The sequence below is a fragment of the Kocuria himachalensis genome (assembly GCF_054784195.1).
Genome location: NZ_BAAGPL010000019.1, coordinates 74,957 through 97,396 on the forward strand (window position 1 = coordinate 74,957; position 22,440 = coordinate 97,396).

The following is a 22,440-nucleotide window of genomic DNA, read 5'->3' on the forward strand; positions in this document are numbered from 1 at the left end:
CCGCCCATCCTCTCACTCGTTGTCCGGCCGGGCGTCCGGCCGGGCGTCCGACCGGCCGCCGGCGCGCACGGTGCTTCCGGTCGCCGCCGTCGTCGTGGTCGATTCCGTCGGCCCTGTCGATGCCGTCGTCGTGGTGGCTGCCGTGGTCGCTGCCGTGGTGGCTGCCGTGGTCGCCGTCGTGGTGTCCGTGTCCCGGACGCCGGCGTCCTGCCACTGCTCGGTCCAGAGCCGGTCCAGCCGCTCGGCCTCCGCGGCGAGCCGGGGGTCCTCGCCGCGGGCCAGCAGCCCGTACTCCAGCACCGTGCACGGCCGGCCGTCGGCGTCGACGCCCTCCGCCGCACGCACCCAGACGCGGCGCCGGGCGATGAACAGGGACATGAGCAGGCCCGTGAAGGCCGCGACGAAGGAGACGAACGCGCCCGTCTTGCCGGGGTCGTAGTGGACGTCCAGGCCCACGTAGCGCTTGACGTCCAGGAACTCCACGGTGCCCTTCCCGTCGGGCAGCTCGTGCACGGGGTTGGCTGCGTCGAGCGTGATGGCGCCGTTCTCGTTGGTCATGGCGTTGAGCTCGGTGAGGGGCTCGACGTCGAGCACGTATACGTTCTGCGGTTCACCGCTGTCCAGGCCGAGGTCCCCGTGGTACGCGGAGAGGATCAGCCGGGGATTGGCGAGGCCGGGATCCACCGAGCGGGGCATCTCGCCCTCCCCGCCCACGGCGGTGGGCAGCAGCAGCCCCACGAGACCGAGCTGGTCGGGACGGGCGTCCGGGACCTTGAGCACGAGCGAGGACGTGTAGACGCCGTCGGAGGGCACGGTCACGACCGGCCCCTCGAAGGCGACGTCCCCGTTGCCGTCGGTCACCCGGACCACCGGGGCGTAGCCGTTGCCCACGAGGTAGCTCTTCACACCGTGCACGTTCAGCGGCTGGTTCACCTTCAGGACCTCCTGCCGCGGCTCGGCGCCGGGCTCGTCCTGCACCGTGACCTCCGCGGTGAAGTCCAGGGGCGCCCCGTAGCTGCGCGGGTCCGTGGTGTCCCGGTTGAACACGGCCTCGAAGCTGTCGAGCCGCACCGAGAAGGGGTCGAGCCAGTCGGCGTCGTAGTTGGGGCCGGGGGTGAAGGAGTCGTAGCCGATGAGGGTGTTGACGAAGGACTCGCCCTCCACGACCACCCGCTGGCCCTTGTAGCCGAAGAGGGAGCCGACGGCCACGGACACCAGCACGCCCAGCAGGGCCAGGTGGAAGACGATGTTGCCGACCTCCTTCCACATGCCGCGCTCGGCGGCCACCGACGGGGCGGCCGTGCCGGCGTCCCGCACCGCCACCCGGTAGCCGCGCTTCCTGAGCAGCCGGGCGGCGTCGGCGACGACGTCGTCCGGGACCGGGGCCCCGGCGCCGTCGCGCCCGCCCAGGGCGAGGGAGCGGTGCTCGGGCAGCCGTTCGAGCCGGCGCGGGGTGCGCGGGGGCTCGGCCCGCCACGCCCGCCAGTGCTTGGCCGCGCGCGGCAGGACGCACCCCACGAGGGAGACGAACAGCAGGATGTAGATCGCGGAGAACCACGCCGAGGAGAAGACGTCGAACAGCTGCACCCGGTCCAGCCACTCCCCCAGGGCGGGGTTGTTGTCGATGTAGTCCTGGACCGCCGCCGGGTCCTGGATCCGCTGCGGGAAGATCGATCCCGGCACCGCGGCGACCGCCAGGAGCAGCAGCAGGAACAGGGCGGTGTTCATCTTGGTCAGCTGCGTCCAGGCCCACCGGGCCAGCCCGAGGGGCCCGAGGACGGGGAGCTCGACGTCCGGGGGGCGCAGTCCGGACGGGTCCGGGGACGAGGGGCCCGACGACGACGGGGACGCTGCGGTGCTCATGGCGGCCTTTCTGCTGCCGGTGCGGGCTCGCGGGTCGGAGGTGCTCAGATCGGCATCACCCAGTCGGTGACGAGCTCGGCCTGCACCCAGGAGACGAACGCGGTCCACGCGCCGGTCATCATGAGCAGGCCGACGAGGACGAGCAGACCGCCGCCGGCGCGCTGGATGCCGAGGCGGTGCCGGCGGAAGAAGCCCATGGCGCCCATGCCCCGGCGCAGGGCGAGGGCGAGCACCAGGAACGGCACGCCCAGGCCCAGGCAGTAGGCGACCGTGAGGACGGCCGCCTTGCCGGTCGAGGCGCCGTCCACGTAGACGAGCGCCTGCACGGCCGCGAAGGTGGGGCCGATGCAGGGCGCCCAGCCGAGGCCGAACGTCACGCCGAGCAGCGGGGCGCCCCAGAGCCCGGGCGGTGGGCGGCTTTCGATCTTGCGGTCCCGCTGGAAGAAGGACACCCCGCCGAGGAACACGACGCCCATGAGCACCACGAGGCCGCCGAGGACCACGGTGATCCAGTTCTGCCCCAGGAACCAGGCGTAGGCGCCCAGCTGGGCCAGCAGCACGGACATGACCAGGAACACGGCGGAGAAGCCGAGGACGAACAGCGTGATCCCCGCGAGCACGCGGCCGCGCCGCTGCTCCTGCAGGTCCGCTCCCGTCAGGCCGGTGACGTAGCCGAGGTAGCCGGGCACGAGGGGCAGCACGCACGGGGAGGCGAAGGAGACGAGGCCGGCGAGCAGCGCCACGGGCAGCGCGACGAGGAGGGAGCCGTCGAGGACGATCTCGGCGAAGGGGTTGCCAGCCGTCATGCCGCTTCGGCCACCGTGTCCTCGAGGAGGGTCTCGAGCACGGAGCGGTCCGCGATGCCGAGGATGCGGGCGGCCACCCGCCCCTGGGCGTCGAGCACGAGCGTGGTCGGCACGGCCTGCGGCGGCACGTAGGCGCTCAGCGCCATGAGCACGCCCCCGTCCTTGTCCTCCACGGAGGGGTACGGGATCTCGAAGGTGCGCTCGAACGCCTCGGCGGTGGCCCGCTCGTCGCGCAGGTTCACACCGTAGAAGGCGGCCTGCCCCTCGAACCGCTCGGCGAGCTCGCGGAGGTCGGGGGCCTCGACGCGGCACGGGGCGCAGCCCGCGTACCAGAAGTTGAGCACCGCGGGCCGCCCGCGCAGGTCCTCGGCGGAGAGGGGCGCGCCGTCGAACAGCGTGCCGGCGAACTGCACCGGTTCCCCGCGCTCGGCGGCCGGGTACTCCGAGACCGTGCCGTCCCCGGCGATGTAGCCCTTCTGGTCCCCCGAGTTCGCCTGCTGGGCGAGGGAGTCCTCCTCCGTGCACCCGGCGAGGGCGAGCCCGAGGACGCCGAGGCCCGCGAGCGAGAGCACACGGCGGCGGGACGGACGGGAGGCGGGCGAGGGGCGGGAGGTCACGGACGGATCACCTGGTGCTCTGGACGGGACGGGGAGGGCGGCGGCGCCCGGCCATTATGAACCGGGAAGCTGGTTGACCCCTGGGTAGAGGTCGCCGGCGGGTTCGCTGTAGACGACCCGGGGCGGGCGGCCGGAGCCGAGGTCGTCGAAGACGAGCGAGGTGATGGAGGCGAGGTTGCACTGGCGGCGCCGGGGGTCGTGCGGCAGGGGGCGCCCCTCGGCGGAGCGCCGGGCGAGCCAGATCGGCAGCTGGTGGGACACCAGCACAGCCTCGGCCCCGTCCCCGCCGCGCTCCGCGGCGGTGCGCCCGGCGTCCAGCACGGCCTCCGCCATGCGCGCGACCTGGTGCCGGTAGGGCTCGCCCCAGGAGGGCCGCAGGGGGTTGCGCAGGTGCGGCCAGTGCCGGGGCTTCAGCAGCTCGGGGACGTCCACGTGCAGGCCCTCGAAGTGGTTGGGGGCCTCGATGATCCGCTCGTCCGGGTGCACGGACAGGTGCAGCTCACGGGCCACGGGCGCGGCCGTCTCCCGGGCCCGCTGCAGCGGGGAGGAGACGAGGTGGACGATGCGCGAGCCGGCGTTCACACGGCGGGCGAGCTCCGCGGCGGCGGCCTCCGCCATCCGCGCGCCCAGCTCGGTGAGGCCGTAGCCGGGCAGCCTCCCGTAGACGATGCGGTCCGGGTTGAGGACCTGGCCGTGGCGCAGCAGATGGACCGTCGAGGAGGGCATGGCACCCATGGTCCCAGACCGGGCGCACCGGCCCCAAAACGGGGCGGCTCAGCCGGCCAGGCGCTCCCGCAGCAGCCGGGCGAGGCGGCGCTCGTCGATCTGCCAGAAGTCGCGCGGGACCCCGTCCACCAGCACCACGGGGATCTCCTCGGCGTGCCGGCGGGCCAGCTCCGGGTCGGCGTCGACGTCGACGTCCTCCCACTCCAGGCCCAGCGCGGAGGCGACCCGGGCCACGGACTCCCGTGCGGCCACGCAGAGGTGGCACCCCGGCCGGGTCAGAAGGGTGACGGCGGGAGGCGGAGGAGAGCTCATGGGCCCATGCTACGGGCCCGTCGCGCGGCGCGGACGGGCCCGGGAACGCACCGGGGCCGCCGTCCCGGATCGGACGGCGGCCCCGGTGGCGCGCTCAGCGCAGGGTCACTTCTTGTTGCGGCGCTGGTGCCGGGTCTTGCGGAGCAGCTTGCGGTGCTTCTTCTTGGACATCCGCTTGCGGCGCTTCTTGATCACTGAACCCATAGGATCCCTCGCATCTTCATGTCTCGGTGGTGTGCCCCCGGGAGCTCCGCGCGACAGGCGGGAACCAGGGGTGCCGGCCTGCGGACGGTGACGGCCGGGCAAACGTTCACTGACACCCTACCGTCTCATGGGGAGTTTGCTGTATTCGGTCCGGCCGCGGGCGCCTCAGGCGCTGCGGGACACCGGCGCGGACCCGTCCCCGGGCTCCTCCCCGAACGCGTCCCCGAACGCGTCCGGGCCGGTGTCCGGCGGCTCCGCCGCGGCGCCGGGCGGGTTGAGCTCGGCGGGCGCGTCCGGCGCGGGGCCGGGGGTGCGCTGCTCCTGGTCGGGGTCGACACCGGCCTCGCGGTACTGGTACTCGATGTGCTCCGCCACCAGCCGGGACGCGAGCCGCCGGTCACCGGCCGCCACGGCGGAGTAGATGGCGTGGTGCTCCGCGCGCAGCCGCTCCGACGTGGTGCTCCACAGGGGCACGTGGCCCACGAGGGCCATCGTGTACTCGTAGATCGAGTCCCGCAGGGAGGACATCAGGGCCGAGACCACCGAGTTGCCGGCGGTCTTGCACAGGGCGATGTGGAAGCTCACCTCGAGGTGGTGGAACTCCTTGAGGGACAGGTCGTCCCGGGCCATCTGCTCGAGCAGCGCCCGCAGCTCGGCCATGGCCGGGTGCTCCGGGTCCGAGCGCTCCAGGGCCCACGTCTCGAGCAGCACCCGGGTCTGCACGATGTCCCGCAGGGGGTAGTCCGAGGTGGCCATGTGCAGCTGCAGCGCGGGCCCCGCGGAGGCCGCGGGCTCCCGCACCAGCATGGGCAGGATCGACTTGCGCGGCCCGTCGAACAGCCGCACGATGCCCTGGGCCTCCAGGGTCTTGAGCGCCTCCCGCATGTTGTTGCGGGACACGCGGTGGATGGCCGCGAGGTCGCGGTCCGAGGGCAGTTGTTGGCCCAGCACGAGGTGGCCGTCGAACAGCTCGTTCTCCAGCCACTGCAGGACCTGCCGATGCGTTGCCATAGTCTCCAGGGTAGGACCACCGCGGCCCTCCGTGGGACGATCGCGGGTCCGGACGTGTCGGAAGTGCGGACGGGGAGTTCCTGCCGGGCCCGGTTCCACCGGGCCCGGCACGGGATCAGATGAGGCCCTGCGCCATCATGGCGCCGGCCACCTTCATGAACCCGGCGATGTTCGCGCCGGCCACGTAGTTGCCGGGCATGCCGTAGTCCTCGGCGGTCTCGGCGCAGGTGTCGTGGATCGACTTCATGATCTGGCCGAGCCGCTCCTCCGTGTACTCGAAGGTCCACGAGTCGCGGGAGGCGTTCTGCTGCATCTCCAGCGCGGAGGTGGCCACGCCCCCGGCGTTGGCGGCCTTGCCCGGGCCGAAGAGCACGTCCGCCTCCTGGAACAGGCGGGTGGCCTCGCCCGTGGTGGGCATGTTGGCGCCCTCCGCCACGGCGATCACGCCGTGGCCGAGCAGCTTCTTGGCGTGGGAGCCGTCCAGCTCGTTCTGGGTGGCGCACGGCAGGGCCACGGTCCCCGGGACGTCCCACACCGAGCCCTTGGCGATGAACCGGGCGCGCCCGCCGCGGCGCTCGGCGTACTCGGAGATCCGGCCGCGCTCGATCTCCTTGACCTGGCGCAGCAGGTCCAGCTCGATGCCGTCCGGGTCCACCACGTAGCCGCTGGAGTCCGAGGCGGTGACCACGGTGGCCCCGAGCTGCTGCGCCCGGCCGATCGCGAAGGTCGCCACGTTGCCCGAGCCGGAGACCAGCACGGTCTGCCCGTCGAAGGACTGTCCGCGGGTCTGCAGCATCTCCTCGGCGAACATCACGGTGCCGAAGCCCGTGGCCTCGGTGCGCACCAGGGAACCGCCCCAGCTGAGGCCCTTGCCGGTGAGCACGCTGGACTCGTAGCGGTTGGTGATCCGCTTGTACTGGCCGAACAGGTAGCCGATCTCGCGTCCGCCCACGCCGATGTCACCGGCGGGGACGTCGGTGTACTCGCCGATGTGGCGGTAGAGCTCGGTCATGAAGGACTGGCAGAAGCGCATGATCTCGCCGTCGGAGCGCCCGCTCGGGTCGAAGTCCGAGCCGCCCTTGCCGCCGCCGATGGGCATGCCCGTGAGGGCGTTCTTGAAGATCTGCTCGAAGCCCAGGAACTTCACGATGCCCAGGTACACGGAGGGGTGGAAGCGAAGGCCGCCCTTGTAGGGTCCGAGCGCGGAGTTGAACTCCACGCGGAAGCCGCGGTTGATGTGCACGCGGCCCTGGTCGTCGGTCCAGGGGACACGGAAGATGATCTGCCGCTCCGGCTCGCAGATCCGCTCGAGCACGGCGGCGTCGAGCAGCTCGGGGTGGCGCGCGACCACGGGGCCCAGGGAGTCGAAGACCTCGTCCACGGCCTGGTGGAACTCCACCTCTCCGGGATTGCGGGCGAGTACGGCCTGGCGGATCGGGTACAGGTCCTCGTGCATGGTGCTCCTCGTTCGGATCGGATGGGCCGGGCCGGTCACCGCCGCGGATTCCTGGTGCGGCGGCGCAGGCCGGAGAGACTGGACAGGATGTCCACCGCACGAGCCCCCGCGCCCCTGCTCGGGCGTGCGGGGGTGCCGCCGACGGTCAGCTCCGGGCCGGGGTCGGCGGCCGGTTCCGCGCCGGGGACGACGGTCGGCTCCGGCACGAGCGCCGCTGCGGCGTCCACGACGTCCGTCCCGGGCGTCGTCTCCCGGCCCCTCCCGGCCGTGTCCGTCCCGGCGCTGTCGGCTCCGGCCATGTCGGCTCCGACGGCGTCCTCCGGGGCGTGCCTCGGGACGCTCACCCCCTGGGCCGCGCCACCCACGACCTCGTGGACCCATGCGGTGACCTCGGCCAGCGGCTCCGGCTGCACGGCGTAGAGACGTCGTTGCCCCTGTGCCTCCATGGACACCATACCGGCCTCGCGCAGGATCTTCAGATGCTTCGAGACGGTCGGCTGGGACACCCCCAGCTCGGCCACGAGGTCCCCCACGGGGCGTTCGCCGTCCTTGAGCGCGGCGAGTATCCCCCGCCGGGTCTTGTCGGCGATCACCGCGAACACGTCGTTGTTGCCCATTCGATCACTGTAAACGGGATGCCGCGCGGCTCCCGGCACCGGCACGTCCGCGCCGCCGCCGTGGCCGCCGCCGTGACCGTCGGAGCCCGCGGGCAGGGGGGTCAGTCGAACCACGGGTCCAGCCCCCACTGGGGGAAGACCTCCTTGCGGGTGGCCATGATGGTGCGGTCCGTCTCGTCGTTCGGGTCGAAGCCCACCTCCCAGGAGCGCCACCACAGGTCCACCTCGTCGCCCATGACCCGCGGCGCGTCCGCGCCGTAGCGCTCGCGGACGTGGTCGCGCCACGGCTGCGGCACCGCGGTGCGCACGTCGATCGGGTGGCCCGCGGCGACGCCGACCAGGTGCGTCCAGGAGCGGGGCACCACGTCGTAGCAGTTGTACCCGCCCCCGCCCGTGGCGATCCACCGCCCCTCGCACAGCTCGTGGGCCAGTCCGGCCAGGGCGACGGCGGTCTGTCGCTGGGCGTCGACGCTGACGCGCAGGTGGGTGAGCTCGTCGGCGAAGTGGGAGTCGCAGCCGTGCTGGCTCACGATCACCTCGGGCCGGAACTGGCGCAGCAGGGGCGGGACCACGGCGTCGAACGCGCGCAGCCACATGGAGTCGTCGGAGGCCGTGGGCATCGCCACGTTCACGGCGTGCCCCTCGGCCTTCCCCCGGCCGGTCTCGTTGGCGAAGCCCGTGCCCGGGAACAGGGTCAGGCCCGTCTCGTGCAGCGAGATGGTGAGGACGCGGGGGTCGTCGTAGAAGATCGACTGGGTGCCGTCGCCGTGGTGGCCGTCGACGTCCACGTAGGCCACCCGCCGGACCCCCTGGTCCAGCAGGTGCTGGACCGCCACGGCGCAGTCGTTGTAGATGCAGAAGCCGCTGGCCTTCTCCGCGTGCGCGTGGTGCATCCCGCCCCCGAAGTTCACCGCGTGCACCGCGTCCCCGGCGAGGACGGCCACGGCGCCCTGGTAGGTGCCGCCCACGAGCCGGGCGCTCGCCTCGTGCACCCCCGGGTAGGCCGGGGTGTCCTCGGTGCCGAGCCCGCACTCGGGGACCTCCACGGAGGGGTCGGCGCTGACGGTCCGGACCGCGTCCACGTAGTGCTGCGGGTGGACGAGGTTGAGCACCTCGTCCGGGGCCACCTCGGGCACCTCCACCGTGACGTTGTCCCGGCGGTCCAGGCCGAACTCCTGGACCAGGCGGTAGGTGGCCTCGAGCCGGGACGGGTGCATGGGGTGGTGGTCCCCGAAGTTGTACTCGAGCAGGGCGGGGTCCCAGAACAGTCGCGTGGGGTACGGGGCACCGGGCCCGGATGTAGCGGGAGTCACACCGACATTAGATCACCCCGGGACGCCGGACGGCGTTCCGGGGCCCGCCTGTCCCCGGCTATGTGTCGTCGCGCCCGCGTGCCACCCGCAGTGCGATACTGTCAGCGGTCGCGGCCACCGCCGCGGCCGCCCCCGCTCGGCCAGGCGGCCCGGACACCAGGAGGAGAGCCCGTGAGCCACCTGCAGCGCGGGCCCTGGACCCGTCCGGAGGAGCGCGGCCGCTTCTGGCTGCTCGCCTCGCTGCGCGACCTCGTGGACCGGATCGCGGCGGGCTCCCCCGCCCGCCTCGCCGTCATCTCCTTCGCCGCGGTCGTGTTCGTGTTCTCGTTCCTGCTGTGGCTGCCCGTCGCCTCGGCTCCCGGCGTCGTGACATCGCTCGAGGACGCCGTGTTCACGGCCGCCTCCGCGGTCACCGTGACGGGACTGACCACGGTGTCGACGGCGGCCAACTGGTCGTTCTTCGGCCAGTTCGTGATCCTGGTCGCGATGCAGATCGGTGGTCTGGGCACGCTCACCATGACCTCGATCCTGGCCCTGGCGATCGGCCGCAAGCTGGGGCTGAAGTCCCGGCTGATCACCCAGGAGGCGCTGAACATCGGGCGCCTGGGCGAGGTGGGCTCGCTCCTGCAGATCATCGTGCTGATGTCCGTCACCATCGAGGCGATCCTGGCCACGGTCCTGACGATCGGCTTCCTGGTGAACGGGGAGCCCTTCCTCACCGCTCTCTGGCACGGGGTGTTCTACGCGGTCTCGGCGTTCAACAACGGCGGGTTCACCCCCCACTCGGACGGACTCGTCCCGTACACGGACGCCGTGCTGATCCTGCTGCCGATCGCCCTGGGCGTCCTCCTGGGCTCCCTCGGCTTCCCCGTGGTCCTCGTGCTGCGGCAGACCGGGCTGCGCTTCTCGCGGTGGAACCTCAACACGAAGCTGGTGATCGTGACCACCGCGATCCTGCTGTTCGTGGGGTGGGCCCTGTTCCTGGCCTTCGAGTGGTCCAACCCGGACACCCTGCGGGACATGCCCGTGCACGAGAAGGTCTTCGAGGGCTTCTTCCACTCCGTCATGGTCCGCTCCGGGGGGTTCAACCTCGTGGACATGAACAGCCTGGAACCGGTGACCCTGCTGATGACCGACGCGCTGATGTTCGCGGGCGGCGGACCGGCGTCCGTGGCCGGCGGCATCAAGGTGACGACCCTCGCCGTCGTCTTCCTGGCGATCCTGGCCGAGGCCCGCGGCGACCGGTCCGTGATCGCGTTCTACCGGACCATCCCCGAGGACGCCCTGCGCATCGCGATCTCCGTGATCATGATGGGCGCGACCGTCGTCCTGGTGGGCTGCGGGATCCTCCTCGAGATGTCCGAGGAGCCACTGGACCGGGTCATGTTCGAGGTGATCTCCGCGTACGCGACGTGCGGTCTCAGCGTCGGGCTCTCCGGCGAGCTGCCCCCCGCCGGCAAGTACGTCCTGGTTCTGATCATGCTCATCGGGCGCATCGGCACGACCACCGTGGCAGCCGCGCTGGCGCTGCGCTCGCGCCGGCGCCTGTACAAGTACCCCGAGGAAAGGCCGATCATTGGCTGACCGTTCGTCCCACAGCGTCCCCGTCCTGGTGATCGGCCTCGGCCGCTTCGGCACCGCCACCGCGCTCCAGCTGGCCCGTCAGGGCCGGGAGGTCCTGGGCGTGGAGCGGGACGCCCAGCTGGTCCAGAAGCTTTCCGGGCAGCTCACCCACGTGGTCGAGGCCGAGGCCACGGACATCGACGCCCTCCGCCAGCTGGGGGCGGCCGAGTTCGACTCGGCCGTGGTCGGTGTCGGCACGTCCATCGAGTCGAGCGTGCTCATCACGGCGAACCTCGTGGACCTCGGCGTGAGCCGGATCTGGGCGAAGGCCATCACGCCCTCGCACGGCAAGATCCTCTCCCGCATCGGGGCGCACCACGTGATCTTCCCCGAGGCGGACGCGGGGCGGCGCACCGCGCACCTGGTCTCGGGCCGGCTGCTGGACTACATCGAGTTCGACGACGACTTCGCGATCGTCAAGATGTATCCGCCGCGGGAGGTGCAGGGGTTCACGCTGGGGGACTCCCACGTCCGGTCGAAGTACGGCGTGACCGTGGTGGGCGTGAAGTCCCCGGGCGAGGACTTCACGTACGCCCGCCCCGACACCAAGGTCACCTCCCGCGACCTGCTGATCGTCTCGGGGCACGTGGACCTGCTCGAGCGCTTCGCGGCCCGTCCCTGACCCGGGGGTCCTCCCGGGCCGCGGCTCAGTCGCCGCTGAACTCGCGCGTGAGCTCCGCCGAGCGGTCCGCCGAGGCGCGGGCGGCGGACGCGACGAGGTCCTCGAAGCCGTTGTCCTGGAAGGTCGTGATGGCCCGGTCCGTGGTGCCCTTGGGGCTGGTGACGGCCTTGCGCAGGGACGCGGGGTCGGCCTCCGCCGGGCGCAGCAGCTCCCCGGCGCCGGAGACGGTCTCCTTCGCGAGGACCCTCGCGACGTCCGCCGGCAGCCCCATCCGCTCCCCCGCCTGCTGCATGGCCTCGGCCAGCAGGAACACGTAGGCGGGTCCGGAGCCCGAGACGCCGGTCACGGCGTCCACCTGCTCCTCGGGGACCTCGACCACGGTGCCCACGGCCTCGAGCACCCGGCGCACGGTCTCCGTCTGCTCGGCGGTGGTGGCGGATCCCGGGGTGATCGACACGACCCCGCGCCCCACGCTGGACGGCGTGTTCGGCATCGTGCGCACCACCGGCTGGCCGGCGGGGAGGGCGCGCTCGAGGGCGCCGACGGAGATCCCCGCCGCCACCGACGCCACGACCGTGCCGGGGCGCAGGGCGGGGGCGATCTCGCGGGCGAGGTCGAGAATGCCGACGGGCTTCACGCCGAGCAGCACGACGTCCGCCTCGCGGGCGGCCCGCCGGTTGGCCTCGGGATCGTCCCCGGTGACGTAGGGCCGCACGCCCGTCCCGTCCTCGAGCCGGCGCGCGCTCTCCGCGGAGCGGACGGTGGCCCGGACCTGGTCGACGGGCACGCCGGAGGCCAGCACCCCCCGCAGGATGGATCCGTTCATGGAGCCGCAGCCCAGGAAGGCGAGCACAGGGGTCATGGTCGGTGAGGTCCTCTCGTCGGTGGATCGAGTCGGTGGATCGAGTCGGTGGAACGGATCGGTGGAACGGATCGGTGGGGTCTCGGTGCGAGTGGATCGGTCGGAGGGGCGGTTGGGCGCGGCCCGGGAGGCCGGGTGCCCGCGGCCGTCAGCCCTCGGTGCCCTCAGCGCTCTCCGTGCCGTCGGTGCCGCCGGTGCTCGGGGCGCCGTCGGACAGGCTCGTGTGCCGGCGGGCGAACTCGAGGGACTCCGCGAGCCACTGCGTGCGCTCCTCGGCGTTCTTCGAGCGCCGGGTCGAGACCTCGACCCCGATGATGCCCTCCCACCGGGTGGAGGCGAGGAACTCGAGGGACTCGGCCACCGGCTGCACGCCGTGGCCGGGCAGCAGGTGCTCGTCCGCCGTGGTCTCCCCCGACCCGTCGGTGAGGTGCACGTGGCCCAGCCGGGGGCCCAGCTCCTGGATGGCGGCCAGGGAGTCCATCCGGGCGGTCGCGGCGTGGGAGAAGTCCCACGTCACCCAGTCGTAGTCCAGACCGAGCGGGCTGTAGTGCGGGGCGTAGACCACGGTGTCGCGGCCGCGGACCCGCCAGGGGTACATGTTCTCCACGGAGATCTTCACGCCCGTCGCCCGGGAGACCACCCGCACGCCCTCCACGAAGTTCGCGGCGTACCGGCGCTGCCACCGGAAGGGCGGGTGGACCACGACGACGTCCGCGCCCACCTGCTCGGTGAGTGCGGCCGCCATCTGGATCTTGGTCCACGACTTGCCCCAGACCTGCTGGGTCAGCAGGAGGGTGGGGGCGTGGATGGTCGAGATGGGGAGCTGGTGACGCTGCACGAGGTCCTGCAGCTGGTGGGTGAGCTGGCTCATCCGTTCGTGCGTGACGAGCACCTCCACGCTGTCGTAGCCGAGCTCCACGGCCGCCTCGAAGGTCTCCGGGACCCCGAGCGGGTAGAGGGAGCTCGTGGACAGCGCCACGTGGGGACGGTACGGCTCCGCGGCGGCGCCCGGCTGCCCGCTCATGCCGCACCCACCAGGTGCCGGGGGTCCACGGTGCGGACGTCGGAGTGGCTGCTCAGCTGGTCCAGGCGGCGCAGGATCAGCCCTTCGCGCAGCGCCCAGGGGCAGATCCGGATCGAGTCGACGCCGTAGGCGTCCATGGCCGACTCGGCCACCACGGCCCCGGCCAGGATCTGCCGGGCCCTGGTGGCGGAGACTCCCGGCAGCTCGGCGCGCTCGTCCGGGGACATGGCCTCCATCCGGCGGGTCCACAGCCGGAGGTCCTCGAGGTGGAGGGTGCGGGGCACGTACGGGCCCATCGCGTACGGCGCGGCACCGCAGATCCGCGCGAGGGACCGGAAGGTCTTGGAGGTGCCCGTCACGCAGGTGGGCTCCCCCGCCGCGCGGACCTTCTCGACGGCGGGCTTGAGCACCTGGCGCACGTGCTTGCGCAACGCCTTCATCTCCTTCGGGGTGGCGACGTCCCCGGCGATGAAGGTGCGCGTGAGCCGCCCCGCGCCGAGCGGCACGGAGGTCGCCGCGGTGGGCAGAGCGTTGTCGCCCAGGGCCATCTCGAAGGACCCGCCGCCGATGTCGAGGTCGAGGACGGTCCCCGCGCCCCAGCCGAACCAGCGGCGCACCGCGAAAAACGTCACGGCCGCCTCCTGGTCCCCGGCCAGCTCCGTGAGGGTGACGCCGGAGCGGGACTGCACGTGGTCCAGCACCTGCGCCCCGTTGCCGGCCTCGCGGATCGCGGACGTCGCGAACGCCAGGAAGTCCTCGGCCCGGTTGTCCACGGCGAAGTCCCGCGCCTCGACCACGAACGCGGTGAGCGCGTCCCGGCCGGCGTCGGAGATGTTGCCGTCCGCGTCGAGGTACTGCACCAGCCGCAGGGCGAGCTTATGGGACGCGTACGGCTCGGGCCGGGAGCCCGGGTAGACGTCCAGCAGGAGGAGGTGGACGGTGTTAGACCCCACGTCGAGGACTCCGAGACGCATGCCGTGGTGCTCCTTCGAGTTCCGTGTCCGTCCCGCGCGTGCGGAGCGGGTCAGCCCTTGGACCCGGCGCGGGCGGGCTTGGCCGCCGCGGGCTTCTTGGCCGTGCTCTTCTTCGTCGTGCTGCTCTTGGCCGTCGACGCCTTGGCCGTCGAACGGGCCGTCTTCTTCGGGGCGGGGCCCTGGGCGCGCTTCTCCGCGAGCAGCTGGCTGGCGCGCGCCGGCGTGATCTGCTCCACGGTCTCGCCGCGCGGGACCGTCACGTTGGTCTCCCCGTCGGTGATGTACGGGCCGAAGCGCCCGTCCTTGATCACCATGGACCGTTCCGTGATCTGGTCGGCGCCGAGGTCCGCGAGCGGCGGCTTGGCGGTGCCGCGGCCTCGCTGCTTGGGCTGCGCGTAGATCTTCAGGGCCTCGTCGAGGGTGACCGTGAACAGCTGCTCCTCGGACTGCAGCGAGCGCGAGTCGCTCCCCTTCTTGAGGTAGGGCCCGAAACGGCCGTTCTGCACCGTGATCTCGTTGCCCTCGGCGTCCGTGCCCAGCGTGCGCGGCAGGGACAGGATCTTGAGCGCGTCCTCGAGGGTCACGTCCTGCAGGGTCATCGAGGAGAGCAGGGACCCCGTGCGGGGCTTCTCCTTGACCGGCTTCTTCGGGGGCTTGGGCTTGCCGTTCTTGTAGTACTCGACGGGCTGGGCCGCGAGCTCCTCGGCGGTGGGCTCGGGGATCACCTCGGTGACGTAGGGCCCGTAGCGGCCGTCCTTGGCCACGATGGCGCGCCCGGTCCCCGGGTCGCGGCCGAGCTCCCGGCCGTCCGCCTTGCCCGTCTCGATGAGCTCGCGGGCCTTGTCGGGCGTGAGCTCGTCGGGGGCGAGGTCCTCGGGCACGTTCGCCCGGATCGGGTCCGTGATCTCCCCGGTCTCCGGGTCCACGGCGCCGACCACCTCCAGGTAGGGGCCGAACTTGCCGACCCGCAGGGTGATGTCCTCGGTCACGGGGATGGAGTTCACGGCGCGGGCGTCGATCTCGCCGAGGTCGTCCACGATGGGCTTGAGCCCGTTCTCGTGGCCCTGCGAGCCGAAGTAGAAGTCCTGCAGCCAGTCGGTGCTGTCCTCCTCGCCGCGGGCGATGCGGTCCAGGCCCTCCTCCATCTCGGCCGTGAAGTCGTAGTCCACGTAGTCGGAGAAGTGCTCCTCGAGCAGGCGCACCACGGAGAACGCCGTCCACGAGGGGATCAGTGCCGAGCCCCGGACCCGGACGTAGCCGCGGTCCATGATCGTGGAGATGGTCGCCGCGTAGGTCGAGGGCCGGCCGATGCCGAGCTCGTCGAGCACCTTGACGAGGGACGCCTCGGTGTAGCGCGGGGGCGGCGAGGTGCGGTGCCCGTCGGCCTCGACGTCGGTGGCGTCCAGCCGGTCGCCCTCCGCCATCCGCGGGAGCCGCTTGTCGCCGTCCTTGCCGTCCTTGCCGTCGGCGGGCTCCTCGTCCCGGCCCTCCTCGTAGGCGGCGAGGAAGCCGCGGAACGTGATGACGGTGCCGGACGCGGAGAACTCGGCGTCCCGCCCGGCGGACGACGTCGCCCCGAGCCGCACGGTCGCCGTCGACCCCTTGGCGTCGGCCATCTGCGAGGCCACGGTGCGCTTCCAGATCAGCTCGTAGAGCCGGTACGCGTCCGCGGAGAGCTCGCCGCGGACCTGGTTCGGGGTGCGGAAGGAGTCCCCGGCCGGGCGCACGGCCTCGTGCGCCTCCTGCGCGTTCTTCGACTTGGAACTGTAGAGCCGCGGGGAGCCGGGCACGAAGTCGGCGCCGTAGAGCTCCGTGGCCTGGCGCCGGGCGGCCGTGACCGCCTGGTCGGACAGCGCCACGGAGTCGGTGCGCATGTAGGTGATGTAGCCGTTCTCGTACAGCTTCTGCGCCACCTGCATAGTGGTCCGGGAGGTGAAGCGCAGCTTGCGCGCCGCTTCCTGCTGCAGCGTGGACGTGGTGAACGGGGCGGCCGGGCGGCGGGTGTACGGCTTGGTTTCCAGCGACCGGACCGTGAACGCCGCGTCCTCGAGGCCGGCGGCCAGCTCGCGGGCGGCCTGCTCGTCCAGGTGCGCGAGCTTGCCGGCGGCGCCCTTGAGCACGCCGTCGTCGCCGAAGTCGCGGCCCCCGGCCACCCGCTTGCCGTCCACGGAGGAGAGCCGGGCGCTGAAGGCGGTGCCGGCGTCCTCGCCGTCGGTGCGGGCGAAGGTCCCGCTGAGGTCCCAGTAGTCGGCGGGCACGAACGCCATGCGCTGCCGCTCCCGCTCCACGACGAGGCGGGTGGCCACGGACTGCACGCGTCCGGCGGACAGGCCCGAGGCGATCTTGCGCCACAGCACCGGGGAGATCTCGTAGCCGTAGAGCCGGTCCAGGATGCGCCGGGTCTCCTGCGCGTCGACCAGGTCCTGGTCGAGCTCGCGCAGCTCGCCGAAGGCCCGCTCGATCGCCTCCCGGGTGATCTCGGAGAAGGTCAGCCGATAGACGGGGATCTTGGGCTTGAGCACCTCCAGGAGGTGCCACGCGATGGCCTCCCCCTCGCGGTCGCCGTCGGTGGCGAGGTAGAGGGCGTCCGCGTCCTTGAGCTTGCGACGGAGCTCGGTGACCTTCTTCTTCTTGTCGGGGTTCACCACGTAGTACGGCTCGAAGCCGTGCTCCACGTCCACCGCGAACTTGCCGTAGGGCCCCTTCTTGAGCTCCGCCGGCAGCTCCGAGGGCTGCGGGAGGTCGCGGATGTGCCCCATCGAGGACTCGACCTCGTAGGCGTCGCCGAGGTACCCGGCGATGGTCTTGACCTTGGAGGGGGACTCCACGATGAGCAGGCTCTTGCCCGTTCCCGGGCTCTGCGTGGCCTTCGTTGGCACGGTACTCCTTGCTGCGGGCCGCGGTGCCGCGGGCCGCGGCGCTGCTGGACGTCGGGTCGAACGGGCGGGCGTCGGCCCGCCGTTGCGCTCCACCATAACGCGTCCCCGCCGTCAACCCCCGCGCGCCGGGACCCGGGGGACGTCGGCGTCCCCCGGCGGGCCGCCCGGCCGCCCGGCGCGGGCGGGGCCGTGCGGCCCGGACCGGGCTCAGGAGGAGTAGCGCTCGGGCTCGTCGCCGATCGTGAACTCGCGACCCGTGGCGTGCTCCACGTCGATGACCACGAAGTTGTACTTCAGCGTGGGCGCCCAGGGCTTGAGCGGCAGCTCCTCCGCGGCGTCGATCTCGGCGCGCGTCTCGAGCCGGCGGGCCTTGCCGTGGACCACCACGGAGCGCACGACGTGGTCCTCCGAGACCTCGTCGATCTCGAACGCCACCTGGTCGTTGACGATGAGGCTCGAGAGCTTGGATCCCTGGGCCGTGCGGAAGTACAGCTTGCGGTGGTGCACCACGTAGTTCACCGGGAAGATGTCCACGAGACCGGCGGCCTCGACGGCCAGCCGGCCGAAGGGGTGCTGCTCGAGGAGCTGCCAGACGGTCTCCTTGTCGAGGGTCTTGATGGGGTTCAGGTTCTCTCCGATGCTCATGCCTCCATCCTTCCACCCCACCTCCGCGGCGTCGCCTGCTCATCCGCCCACAACGGTGCTCGGGCGGGGGGCTGCACCGGCTCCTGCGGCACGAGGAAGCCGTCGAGCACGAGGTGGCGGACCTCCTCGGTCAGTCGCTGCCGTTCGTCCCCCGCCCAGTCCAGCAGGGCGGCGAGCGCCCCGAGGATCTGCCGGGCGCTCAGCTCGCCGTCGCAGGCCCCGGCGAAGCCCGCGGCCTCGCTCGAGAGCACCACGGTCCGGCGCAGCCCGGCCCCCTGCCGGAGCAGGATCACCCCGGGGTGCTCCGCGCCGGGGCGCTGGTGGCGCTCCTCGGTGACGTCCTCGGCGGCCACGAGCCGGGCCTCCGTCCAGTCCTGCGGGTGCGCCGCGAGCCAGTCGGCCCGTTCCCACGTGGCCGCGAGCGCAGGGGCGAGCGGCTGCTGGACCGGGTGGGGGACGTGCTCGAAGCGGCGGAGCACGCCCCCGGGCCGGGTCCGGGCCGCGCGGCGGAGGCGGATCATCCCGAAGCCCACGGCCTCGACGCCGCGGGCGGCGAAGTCGTCGAGATAGGCGCGGTAGGCGCGTTCGTAGTGGTCGAGGTCGCGGGACTCCGCCGCGTCCCGCAGCCACGTCTCGGCGTACTCCTCGGGGCCGGCCAGCTCGCGCTGGACGAACCACGCGTCGACGTCCTCGGGGACCCACTGCTCGGGCCGCAGCGCCCAGCGCTCGGCGGCCGGCCGCGCGTCCCCGGGCTGCGAGGCCAGTACCTCCCAGTTGCCGAGCAGGTGGGCGGTGGCCCCGGGGGCCATGACCCCGGGCAGCTCCCGCACGAGGTCGGCCACGATCCGGTCCCCCGGCAGACCGCCGTCCCGGTAGGTGTAGCGGTCCTGCGGGGTCTCGCCGGTGGGGCGCGGGGTGATGACGAACGGCGGGTTGGACACCACGAGGTCGAAGTGCTCACCGCGCACCGGCTCCAGCAGGGAGCCCTTCCGCAGGCTCACGCGGTCCTCGAGCCGGTCGGGGTCGACGCCCAGGGCCTGCGCGTTGAGCAGCAGGTTGAACCGGGTGAAGCCCAGCGCCCGGTCCGAGACGTCGGTGGCGGTCACGTGCCCCGCGTGCGCGAGCAGGTGGAACGTCTGGATGCCGCACCCGGTCCCCAGGTCCAGCGCCCGGTCCACCCGCCGGCGGTCGGTCGTCTGGGCCAGCGTCAAGGAGGCCTGCCCGATGCCCAGCACGTGGTCGCGGCGCAGCACGCCGGGGCGCTGGGACTCGCCCAGGTCGCTCGCCACGTACAGCTCCGTCCCGTCGTCGGAGGCGTGGGGCCGCAGGTCCACGGTGGAGCGCAGCCCGCCCGCCGTCTCCTCGGCGAGGCCCAGGCCCACGAGCTGCTCCGGGCGCACCGGGGCGGGCTCGAGTGTCTGCACGGGGACGGTGCGGCCGAGCAGGAAGAGGGTGACGACCCCGGCGAGACCCCGGTCCGGGTGCCCGGGCGTGCGGAGGGCCGGCTCGAGAACCCGCAGGGCGGGCACCGCCTGGTCCCGCGCGAGCGCGTCCATGGCCGCCTCTCCCAGCAGCTCCGCCACGCGGTCGTGGGTGAAACCCGTGCGGCGGAGGGCGTCGTGCAGCTCGGCCGGCGCCCGCGGGTCGTCGGAGACGGGGGTCCCCGGGACCCGGGAGAAGGCCGGCGCCGCGGAGGGACCGGGAGCGGCGGGGCTCATGCGGCGCTCGTCGGCACGGGCACGGGCACGGGTGCCTGGACGGGCCCCAGGACGACCGGGGCGCCGTCCTCCGGCGAGAGTGCCGGGGTCGGTGGGGAGGCGGCCGGCGGGGAGGCGCCGGTCACGGGTGCCGGGGTGGGCCGGAAGGCGACCGGGGCGCCGTCGTCGGCTGCCGGGTGCGGGGCAGTGCCGCACCCGGCGGGGCAGGTGAGCTGCGGGCGCTCCTCGTGGCATCCCGGGCACGCGAGGACGAGGGCGCGGCAGGAGGCGTCCGCGCAGTTGACGAAGCGGTTCGCGGGACCGGCGCACCGGTCGCAGCGCCCGATCGTGAGCGCGGCCGGGGTGAACCGCACGTGCATGCGCCGGTCGAAGACGTACAGGGAGCCCTCCCACAGCCCCCGGTCCCCGCGCTCGCGGCCGTACTCGGCGATGCCGCCGTCGAGCTGGTAGACCTCCTCGAAGCCGCGGTTGCGCATCAGCGCGGAGAGCACCTCGCAGCGGATCCCGCCGGTGCAGTAGGTGACCACGGGCCGGGTCTTGAGGTGGTCGTACTTCCCGGAGTCCAACTCGGCCACGAAGTCGCGGGTGCGCGCGACGTCCGGGACCACGGCCCCGCGGAAGCGCCCGATCCGGGCCTCGTGGGCGTTGCGGCCGTCGAAGAACACGACGTCCTCGCCGCGGCGGGCCACGAGCTCGTCCACCGCGGCGGGGGCCAGGCGGGTGCCGCCGCCGACGACGCCGTGCTCGTCGACCTCGAGCTCCCCGGGCGCGCCGAAGGACACGAGCTCGTCCCGGACCTTGACCGACAGCCGTGGGAAGTCCTCGGCCGAGCCGTCCGACCACTTGAACGCGGTGTCCCGGAACCCGGGGTGGGAGCGGGTGGTCCGGGTGTACTGCTTGAGCGCCCCGACCTCACCGCCCACGGTGGCGTTGAGCCCGTGCGGGGAGACGATGATCCGCCCGCGCAGGCCCAGGCCCTCGCACAGGGCGCGCTGCCAGAGCATCACGGCCGTGGGGTCGGGGAGCGGGGTGAAGACGTAGTGCAGGACGATCCGGTGCTGAGCCACGGGTCCAGGCTACAAGTGCGGCGGGGCGTCCGGCGCCGCGCCGGCCGCCAGGCCGGGCCCCGGTGCGAGGCACCGGGTCAGTGGCCCAGGTGGAACACGCGGCCCGTGACCTTCGTGGGGATCACCTCGACGTACTCGAGCTTGGTGGTCTCGACCCACGGCCGCAGCGGCAGCTCGTCCACCCGGGCGGTCTCCTCCGGGTCGGTCAGCTGGCGGGCCGTGCCGCGCACGATCACGGACCACGCCTCCCCGCCCTGCGCCTGGTCGACCTGCACGGCGACGTGCTCGTTGAGCACCAGGTGCAGCAGCTTGGTGCCCTTGGCCGTGCGGAAGTAGATCTTCTCGTCGTCGGCCACGAGGTTGATGGGGGTGATCTCGATCTCGTCGCCGTCCATGGTGGCGATCCGGCCGAAGCGCGCGCTGCAGAGGTGCTCCCAGCACTGCTCCGGGGACAGCTCCGTGACCGGGGGCCGGTGCGCCCGGGCCTCCTTGTCGGGGTTGTGCCCGGAGATGTTCATGGGGTTGCTCGTGCGGTCATTCCGGCACGCGGCCTTCGCGGACGTGACCCGTGTCATGTTCGTGACCGGAGGGGTCCGGGACGGGCGGACGCCCCGGTCGCGGTGACCGGGGCGTCCGCCCTCGTCTGCGCTCGTCCGCGCTCGTCTGCGCTTCCGGGGCGCTCAGCGATCGGCGGTCGTGGCCGCCCCCTGCAGCCTGTCGAGCTCGACCGCCTCGGTGCGGGTGGTGTGCAGGTCGTCGATCTCGCCCAGGGTCCTGTCCTTGGTCTCCCTGGCCGTCAGGGCGGCGACCACGGCGATCAGGCAGGCGCCGGTGACGAACCCGGCCACGCCCAGCCAGTTGTCCCCCTCGGCCCCGGCAAGGGAGCTGGCCAGGACCGGGGCGAAGCCGCCGGAGATCGCGAAGCCGATCTGGGTGCCCAGGGCAAGCCCCGTCACGCGCACCCGGGTGGGGAACATCTCCGCGTAGAAGGAGGGCCAGATGCCGTTGGCCATGGAGTAGAAGAAGCCGGACATGATGCCCCCGAGGAGGAAGATCAGCGTCCAGTTGCCGGCGTGCACGGCGGCCAGATAGGGGTACATCATCGCTGCCGCGCCGACCGCCCCGGTGATGAACACCGGCTTGCGCCCGACCCGGTCGGCGACCATGGCCGCCACGGGGATCATGAGCAGGGCCACGGCGTTGGCGAGGACGGAGACCCACAGCATGGTCGAGCGGTCCAGGCCCACCACGGAGGTGGCGAAGGACAGCGACCACACCAGGAAGACCACGTTGACGGTGTTGATCATGGCGGCCGCGGCCACGCGGAGCACGGCGGTCTTGTGGTACTTGACCATCAGGGCCAGCGGGGTGGCCGGCTTCTCGCCGGGCAGCACGGCCCTGGCCTGCTCGAAGGCGGGCGGCTCCTCCAGGTGGCGGCGGATGAGATAGGCCACGACGACCACGACGGCGGAGAGCCAGAACGGGACCCGCCAGCCCCAGCTGAACAGCTGCTCCTCGGTGAGCACGAGCGTGAAGGGGATGAAGACGGCGGTGGCGAGCAGGGTGCCGAACTGGGTGCCCTGCAGCGTCCAGCTCGTGGTGAAGGCCCGCCGCTCCTCCTCGGAGTGCTCCAGGGAGACCGAGATCGCGCTGGCCTGCTCGCCGGAGGCGGACAGCCCCTGGATGACCCGGCAGGTCACGAGCAGGGCAGGGGCCAGCAGGCCGGCCTGGTCGTAGGTCGGCAGGCAGCCGACGGCGAACGTGCCGGCACCCATCATGAACAGGGTCAGCATCAGCACGAACTTGCGTCCGAAGCGGTCACCGAGGGGACCCATGATCAGGGCTCCCAGGGGCCGGACGACATAGGCGACGCCCACGGTGCCCATCGACAGCAGGATCGCCACCCCGGGGGAGGTGTCCGCCGGGAAGAACAGGTGATTGAGCACCAGGGCGGCGGCCGTGCCGTAGACGGCGAAGTCGTAGTACTCCAGCGCGGAGCCGATCCAGCTGGCCAGCGCCGCCTTCTTCGGGGTCTTGCCGTGGGTCGCGACCGTACCGGCCGGTGGAGGAGAGGAGTTCATGGGAGGTCCTTCGCTGAGTG

At 72.7% G+C, this 22,440-nt stretch carries 20 protein-coding genes and 1 pseudogene; 2 read left to right on the forward strand and 19 right to left on the reverse strand.

The annotated features are described in order from the left end of the window. Nucleotides 1–12 precede the first annotated feature (12 nt). The 10 genes from resB to ACYVM4_RS12755 form a co-directional block, all read right to left on the reverse strand. The gene (resB, locus tag ACYVM4_RS12710) at nt 13–1,863 is read right to left on the reverse strand and encodes a cytochrome c biogenesis protein ResB (protein ID WP_460668778.1); all 1,851 of its coding nucleotides are present in this window, start codon (nt 1,861–1,863) and stop codon (nt 13–15) included. Between the two features lie 44 nt (nt 1,864–1,907). Continuing rightward, on the reverse strand, nt 1,908–2,669 hold the full coding sequence (locus ACYVM4_RS12715) for a cytochrome c biogenesis CcdA family protein (protein ID WP_368820530.1): 762 nt from the start codon (nt 2,667–2,669) through the stop codon (nt 1,908–1,910). Next, complete coding sequence (locus ACYVM4_RS12720) at nt 2,666–3,286, reverse strand: TlpA family protein disulfide reductase (protein WP_460668779.1); 621 nt, start codon at nt 3,284–3,286, stop codon at nt 2,666–2,668. Before ACYVM4_RS12720 ends, ACYVM4_RS12715 begins: the two co-directional genes overlap by 4 nt. Before the next feature lie 54 nt (nt 3,287–3,340). Then, the gene (locus tag ACYVM4_RS12725) at nt 3,341–4,012 is read right to left on the reverse strand and encodes a histidine phosphatase family protein (protein ID WP_368820532.1); all 672 of its coding nucleotides are present in this window, start codon (nt 4,010–4,012) and stop codon (nt 3,341–3,343) included. A 48-nt stretch (nt 4,013–4,060) separates the two neighbouring features. Next, complete coding sequence (locus ACYVM4_RS12730) at nt 4,061–4,324, reverse strand: glutaredoxin family protein (RefSeq protein ID WP_368820534.1); 264 nt, start codon at nt 4,322–4,324, stop codon at nt 4,061–4,063. A gap of 105 nt (nt 4,325–4,429) precedes the next feature. Further along, a complete protein-coding gene (locus tag ACYVM4_RS12735) occupies nt 4,430–4,528 on the reverse strand; it encodes a 30S ribosomal protein bS22 (protein ID WP_005504750.1) in 99 nt (32 codons plus the stop codon). Between the two features lie 165 nt (nt 4,529–4,693). After that, nucleotides 4,694–5,539, reverse strand: coding sequence for a FadR/GntR family transcriptional regulator (locus ACYVM4_RS12740; RefSeq protein WP_460668780.1), 846 nt, complete (start codon nt 5,537–5,539; stop codon nt 4,694–4,696). A 115-nt stretch (nt 5,540–5,654) separates the two neighbouring features. Beyond that, on the reverse strand, nt 5,655–6,995 hold the full coding sequence (gene gdhA, locus ACYVM4_RS12745; protein ID WP_368820537.1) for an NADP-specific glutamate dehydrogenase: 1,341 nt from the start codon (nt 6,993–6,995) through the stop codon (nt 5,655–5,657). Between the two features lie 35 nt (nt 6,996–7,030). Next, nucleotides 7,031–7,612, reverse strand: a complete 582-nt coding sequence (locus ACYVM4_RS12750; protein WP_460668781.1) for an ArsR/SmtB family transcription factor — start codon at nt 7,610–7,612, stop codon at nt 7,031–7,033. A gap of 101 nt (nt 7,613–7,713) precedes the next feature. Continuing rightward, nucleotides 7,714–8,925 carry an acetoin utilization protein AcuC gene (locus ACYVM4_RS12755; RefSeq protein WP_368820540.1) on the reverse strand — a complete coding sequence of 404 codons (1,212 nt, stop codon included), beginning with the start codon at nt 8,923–8,925 and terminating at the stop codon, nt 7,714–7,716. A gap of 171 nt (nt 8,926–9,096) precedes the next feature. Between ACYVM4_RS12755 and ACYVM4_RS12760 the strand changes: the two genes are divergently transcribed. Next, entirely contained in the window at nt 9,097–10,509 is a 1,413-nt protein-coding gene (locus ACYVM4_RS12760; RefSeq protein WP_438612800.1) for a TrkH family potassium uptake protein, read from the forward strand. Continuing rightward, on the forward strand, nt 10,502–11,170 hold the full coding sequence (locus ACYVM4_RS12765; protein ID WP_368820541.1) for a potassium channel family protein: 669 nt from the start codon (nt 10,502–10,504) through the stop codon (nt 11,168–11,170). The genes ACYVM4_RS12760 and ACYVM4_RS12765 overlap by 8 nt, the downstream gene beginning before the upstream one ends. Before the next feature lie 25 nt (nt 11,171–11,195). Here ACYVM4_RS12765 and proC read toward each other — a convergent pair whose 3' ends face one another. The 9 genes and pseudogenes from proC to ACYVM4_RS12810 all read right to left on the reverse strand — a co-directional run bounded on the left by proC (nt 11,196) and on the right by ACYVM4_RS12810 (nt 22,420). Next, the gene (gene proC, locus ACYVM4_RS12770; protein ID WP_460668782.1) at nt 11,196–12,032 is read right to left on the reverse strand and encodes a pyrroline-5-carboxylate reductase; all 837 of its coding nucleotides are present in this window, start codon (nt 12,030–12,032) and stop codon (nt 11,196–11,198) included. 148 nt (nt 12,033–12,180) lie between these two features. Further along, on the reverse strand, nt 12,181–13,056 hold the full coding sequence (locus ACYVM4_RS12775) for a sugar phosphate isomerase/epimerase family protein (protein ID WP_368820544.1): 876 nt from the start codon (nt 13,054–13,056) through the stop codon (nt 12,181–12,183). Further along, a complete protein-coding gene (locus ACYVM4_RS12780) occupies nt 13,053–14,030 on the reverse strand; it encodes a Ppx/GppA phosphatase family protein (RefSeq protein WP_460668783.1) in 978 nt (325 codons plus the stop codon). The genes ACYVM4_RS12775 and ACYVM4_RS12780 overlap by 4 nt, the downstream gene beginning before the upstream one ends. Before the next feature lie 50 nt (nt 14,031–14,080). Beyond that, nucleotides 14,081–16,909, reverse strand: coding sequence for a type I DNA topoisomerase (gene topA / locus ACYVM4_RS12785; protein ID WP_368820548.1), 2,829 nt, complete (start codon nt 16,907–16,909; stop codon nt 14,081–14,083). A gap of 207 nt (nt 16,910–17,116) precedes the next feature. Then, nucleotides 17,117–17,554 (reverse strand): pyridoxamine 5'-phosphate oxidase family protein, encoded by a 438-nt coding sequence (locus ACYVM4_RS12790; protein WP_460668784.1) that lies wholly within the window; start codon nt 17,552–17,554, stop codon nt 17,117–17,119. Then, on the reverse strand, nt 17,551–19,272 hold the full coding sequence (locus ACYVM4_RS12795; RefSeq protein WP_460668785.1) for a DUF7059 domain-containing protein: 1,722 nt from the start codon (nt 19,270–19,272) through the stop codon (nt 17,551–17,553). Before ACYVM4_RS12795 ends, ACYVM4_RS12790 begins: the two co-directional genes overlap by 4 nt. A gap of 191 nt (nt 19,273–19,463) precedes the next feature. After that, a pseudogene (trhO, locus tag ACYVM4_RS12800) lies at nt 19,464–20,339 on the reverse strand (oxygen-dependent tRNA uridine(34) hydroxylase TrhO); the annotation flags it as partial. A gap of 77 nt (nt 20,340–20,416) precedes the next feature. After that, the gene (locus tag ACYVM4_RS12805) at nt 20,417–20,914 is read right to left on the reverse strand and encodes a pyridoxamine 5'-phosphate oxidase family protein (RefSeq protein ID WP_460668786.1); all 498 of its coding nucleotides are present in this window, start codon (nt 20,912–20,914) and stop codon (nt 20,417–20,419) included. 105 nt (nt 20,915–21,019) lie between these two features. Beyond that, nucleotides 21,020–22,420, reverse strand: coding sequence for an MFS transporter (locus tag ACYVM4_RS12810; protein WP_368820556.1), 1,401 nt, complete (start codon nt 22,418–22,420; stop codon nt 21,020–21,022). Between the last annotated feature and the right edge of the window lie 20 nt (nt 22,421–22,440).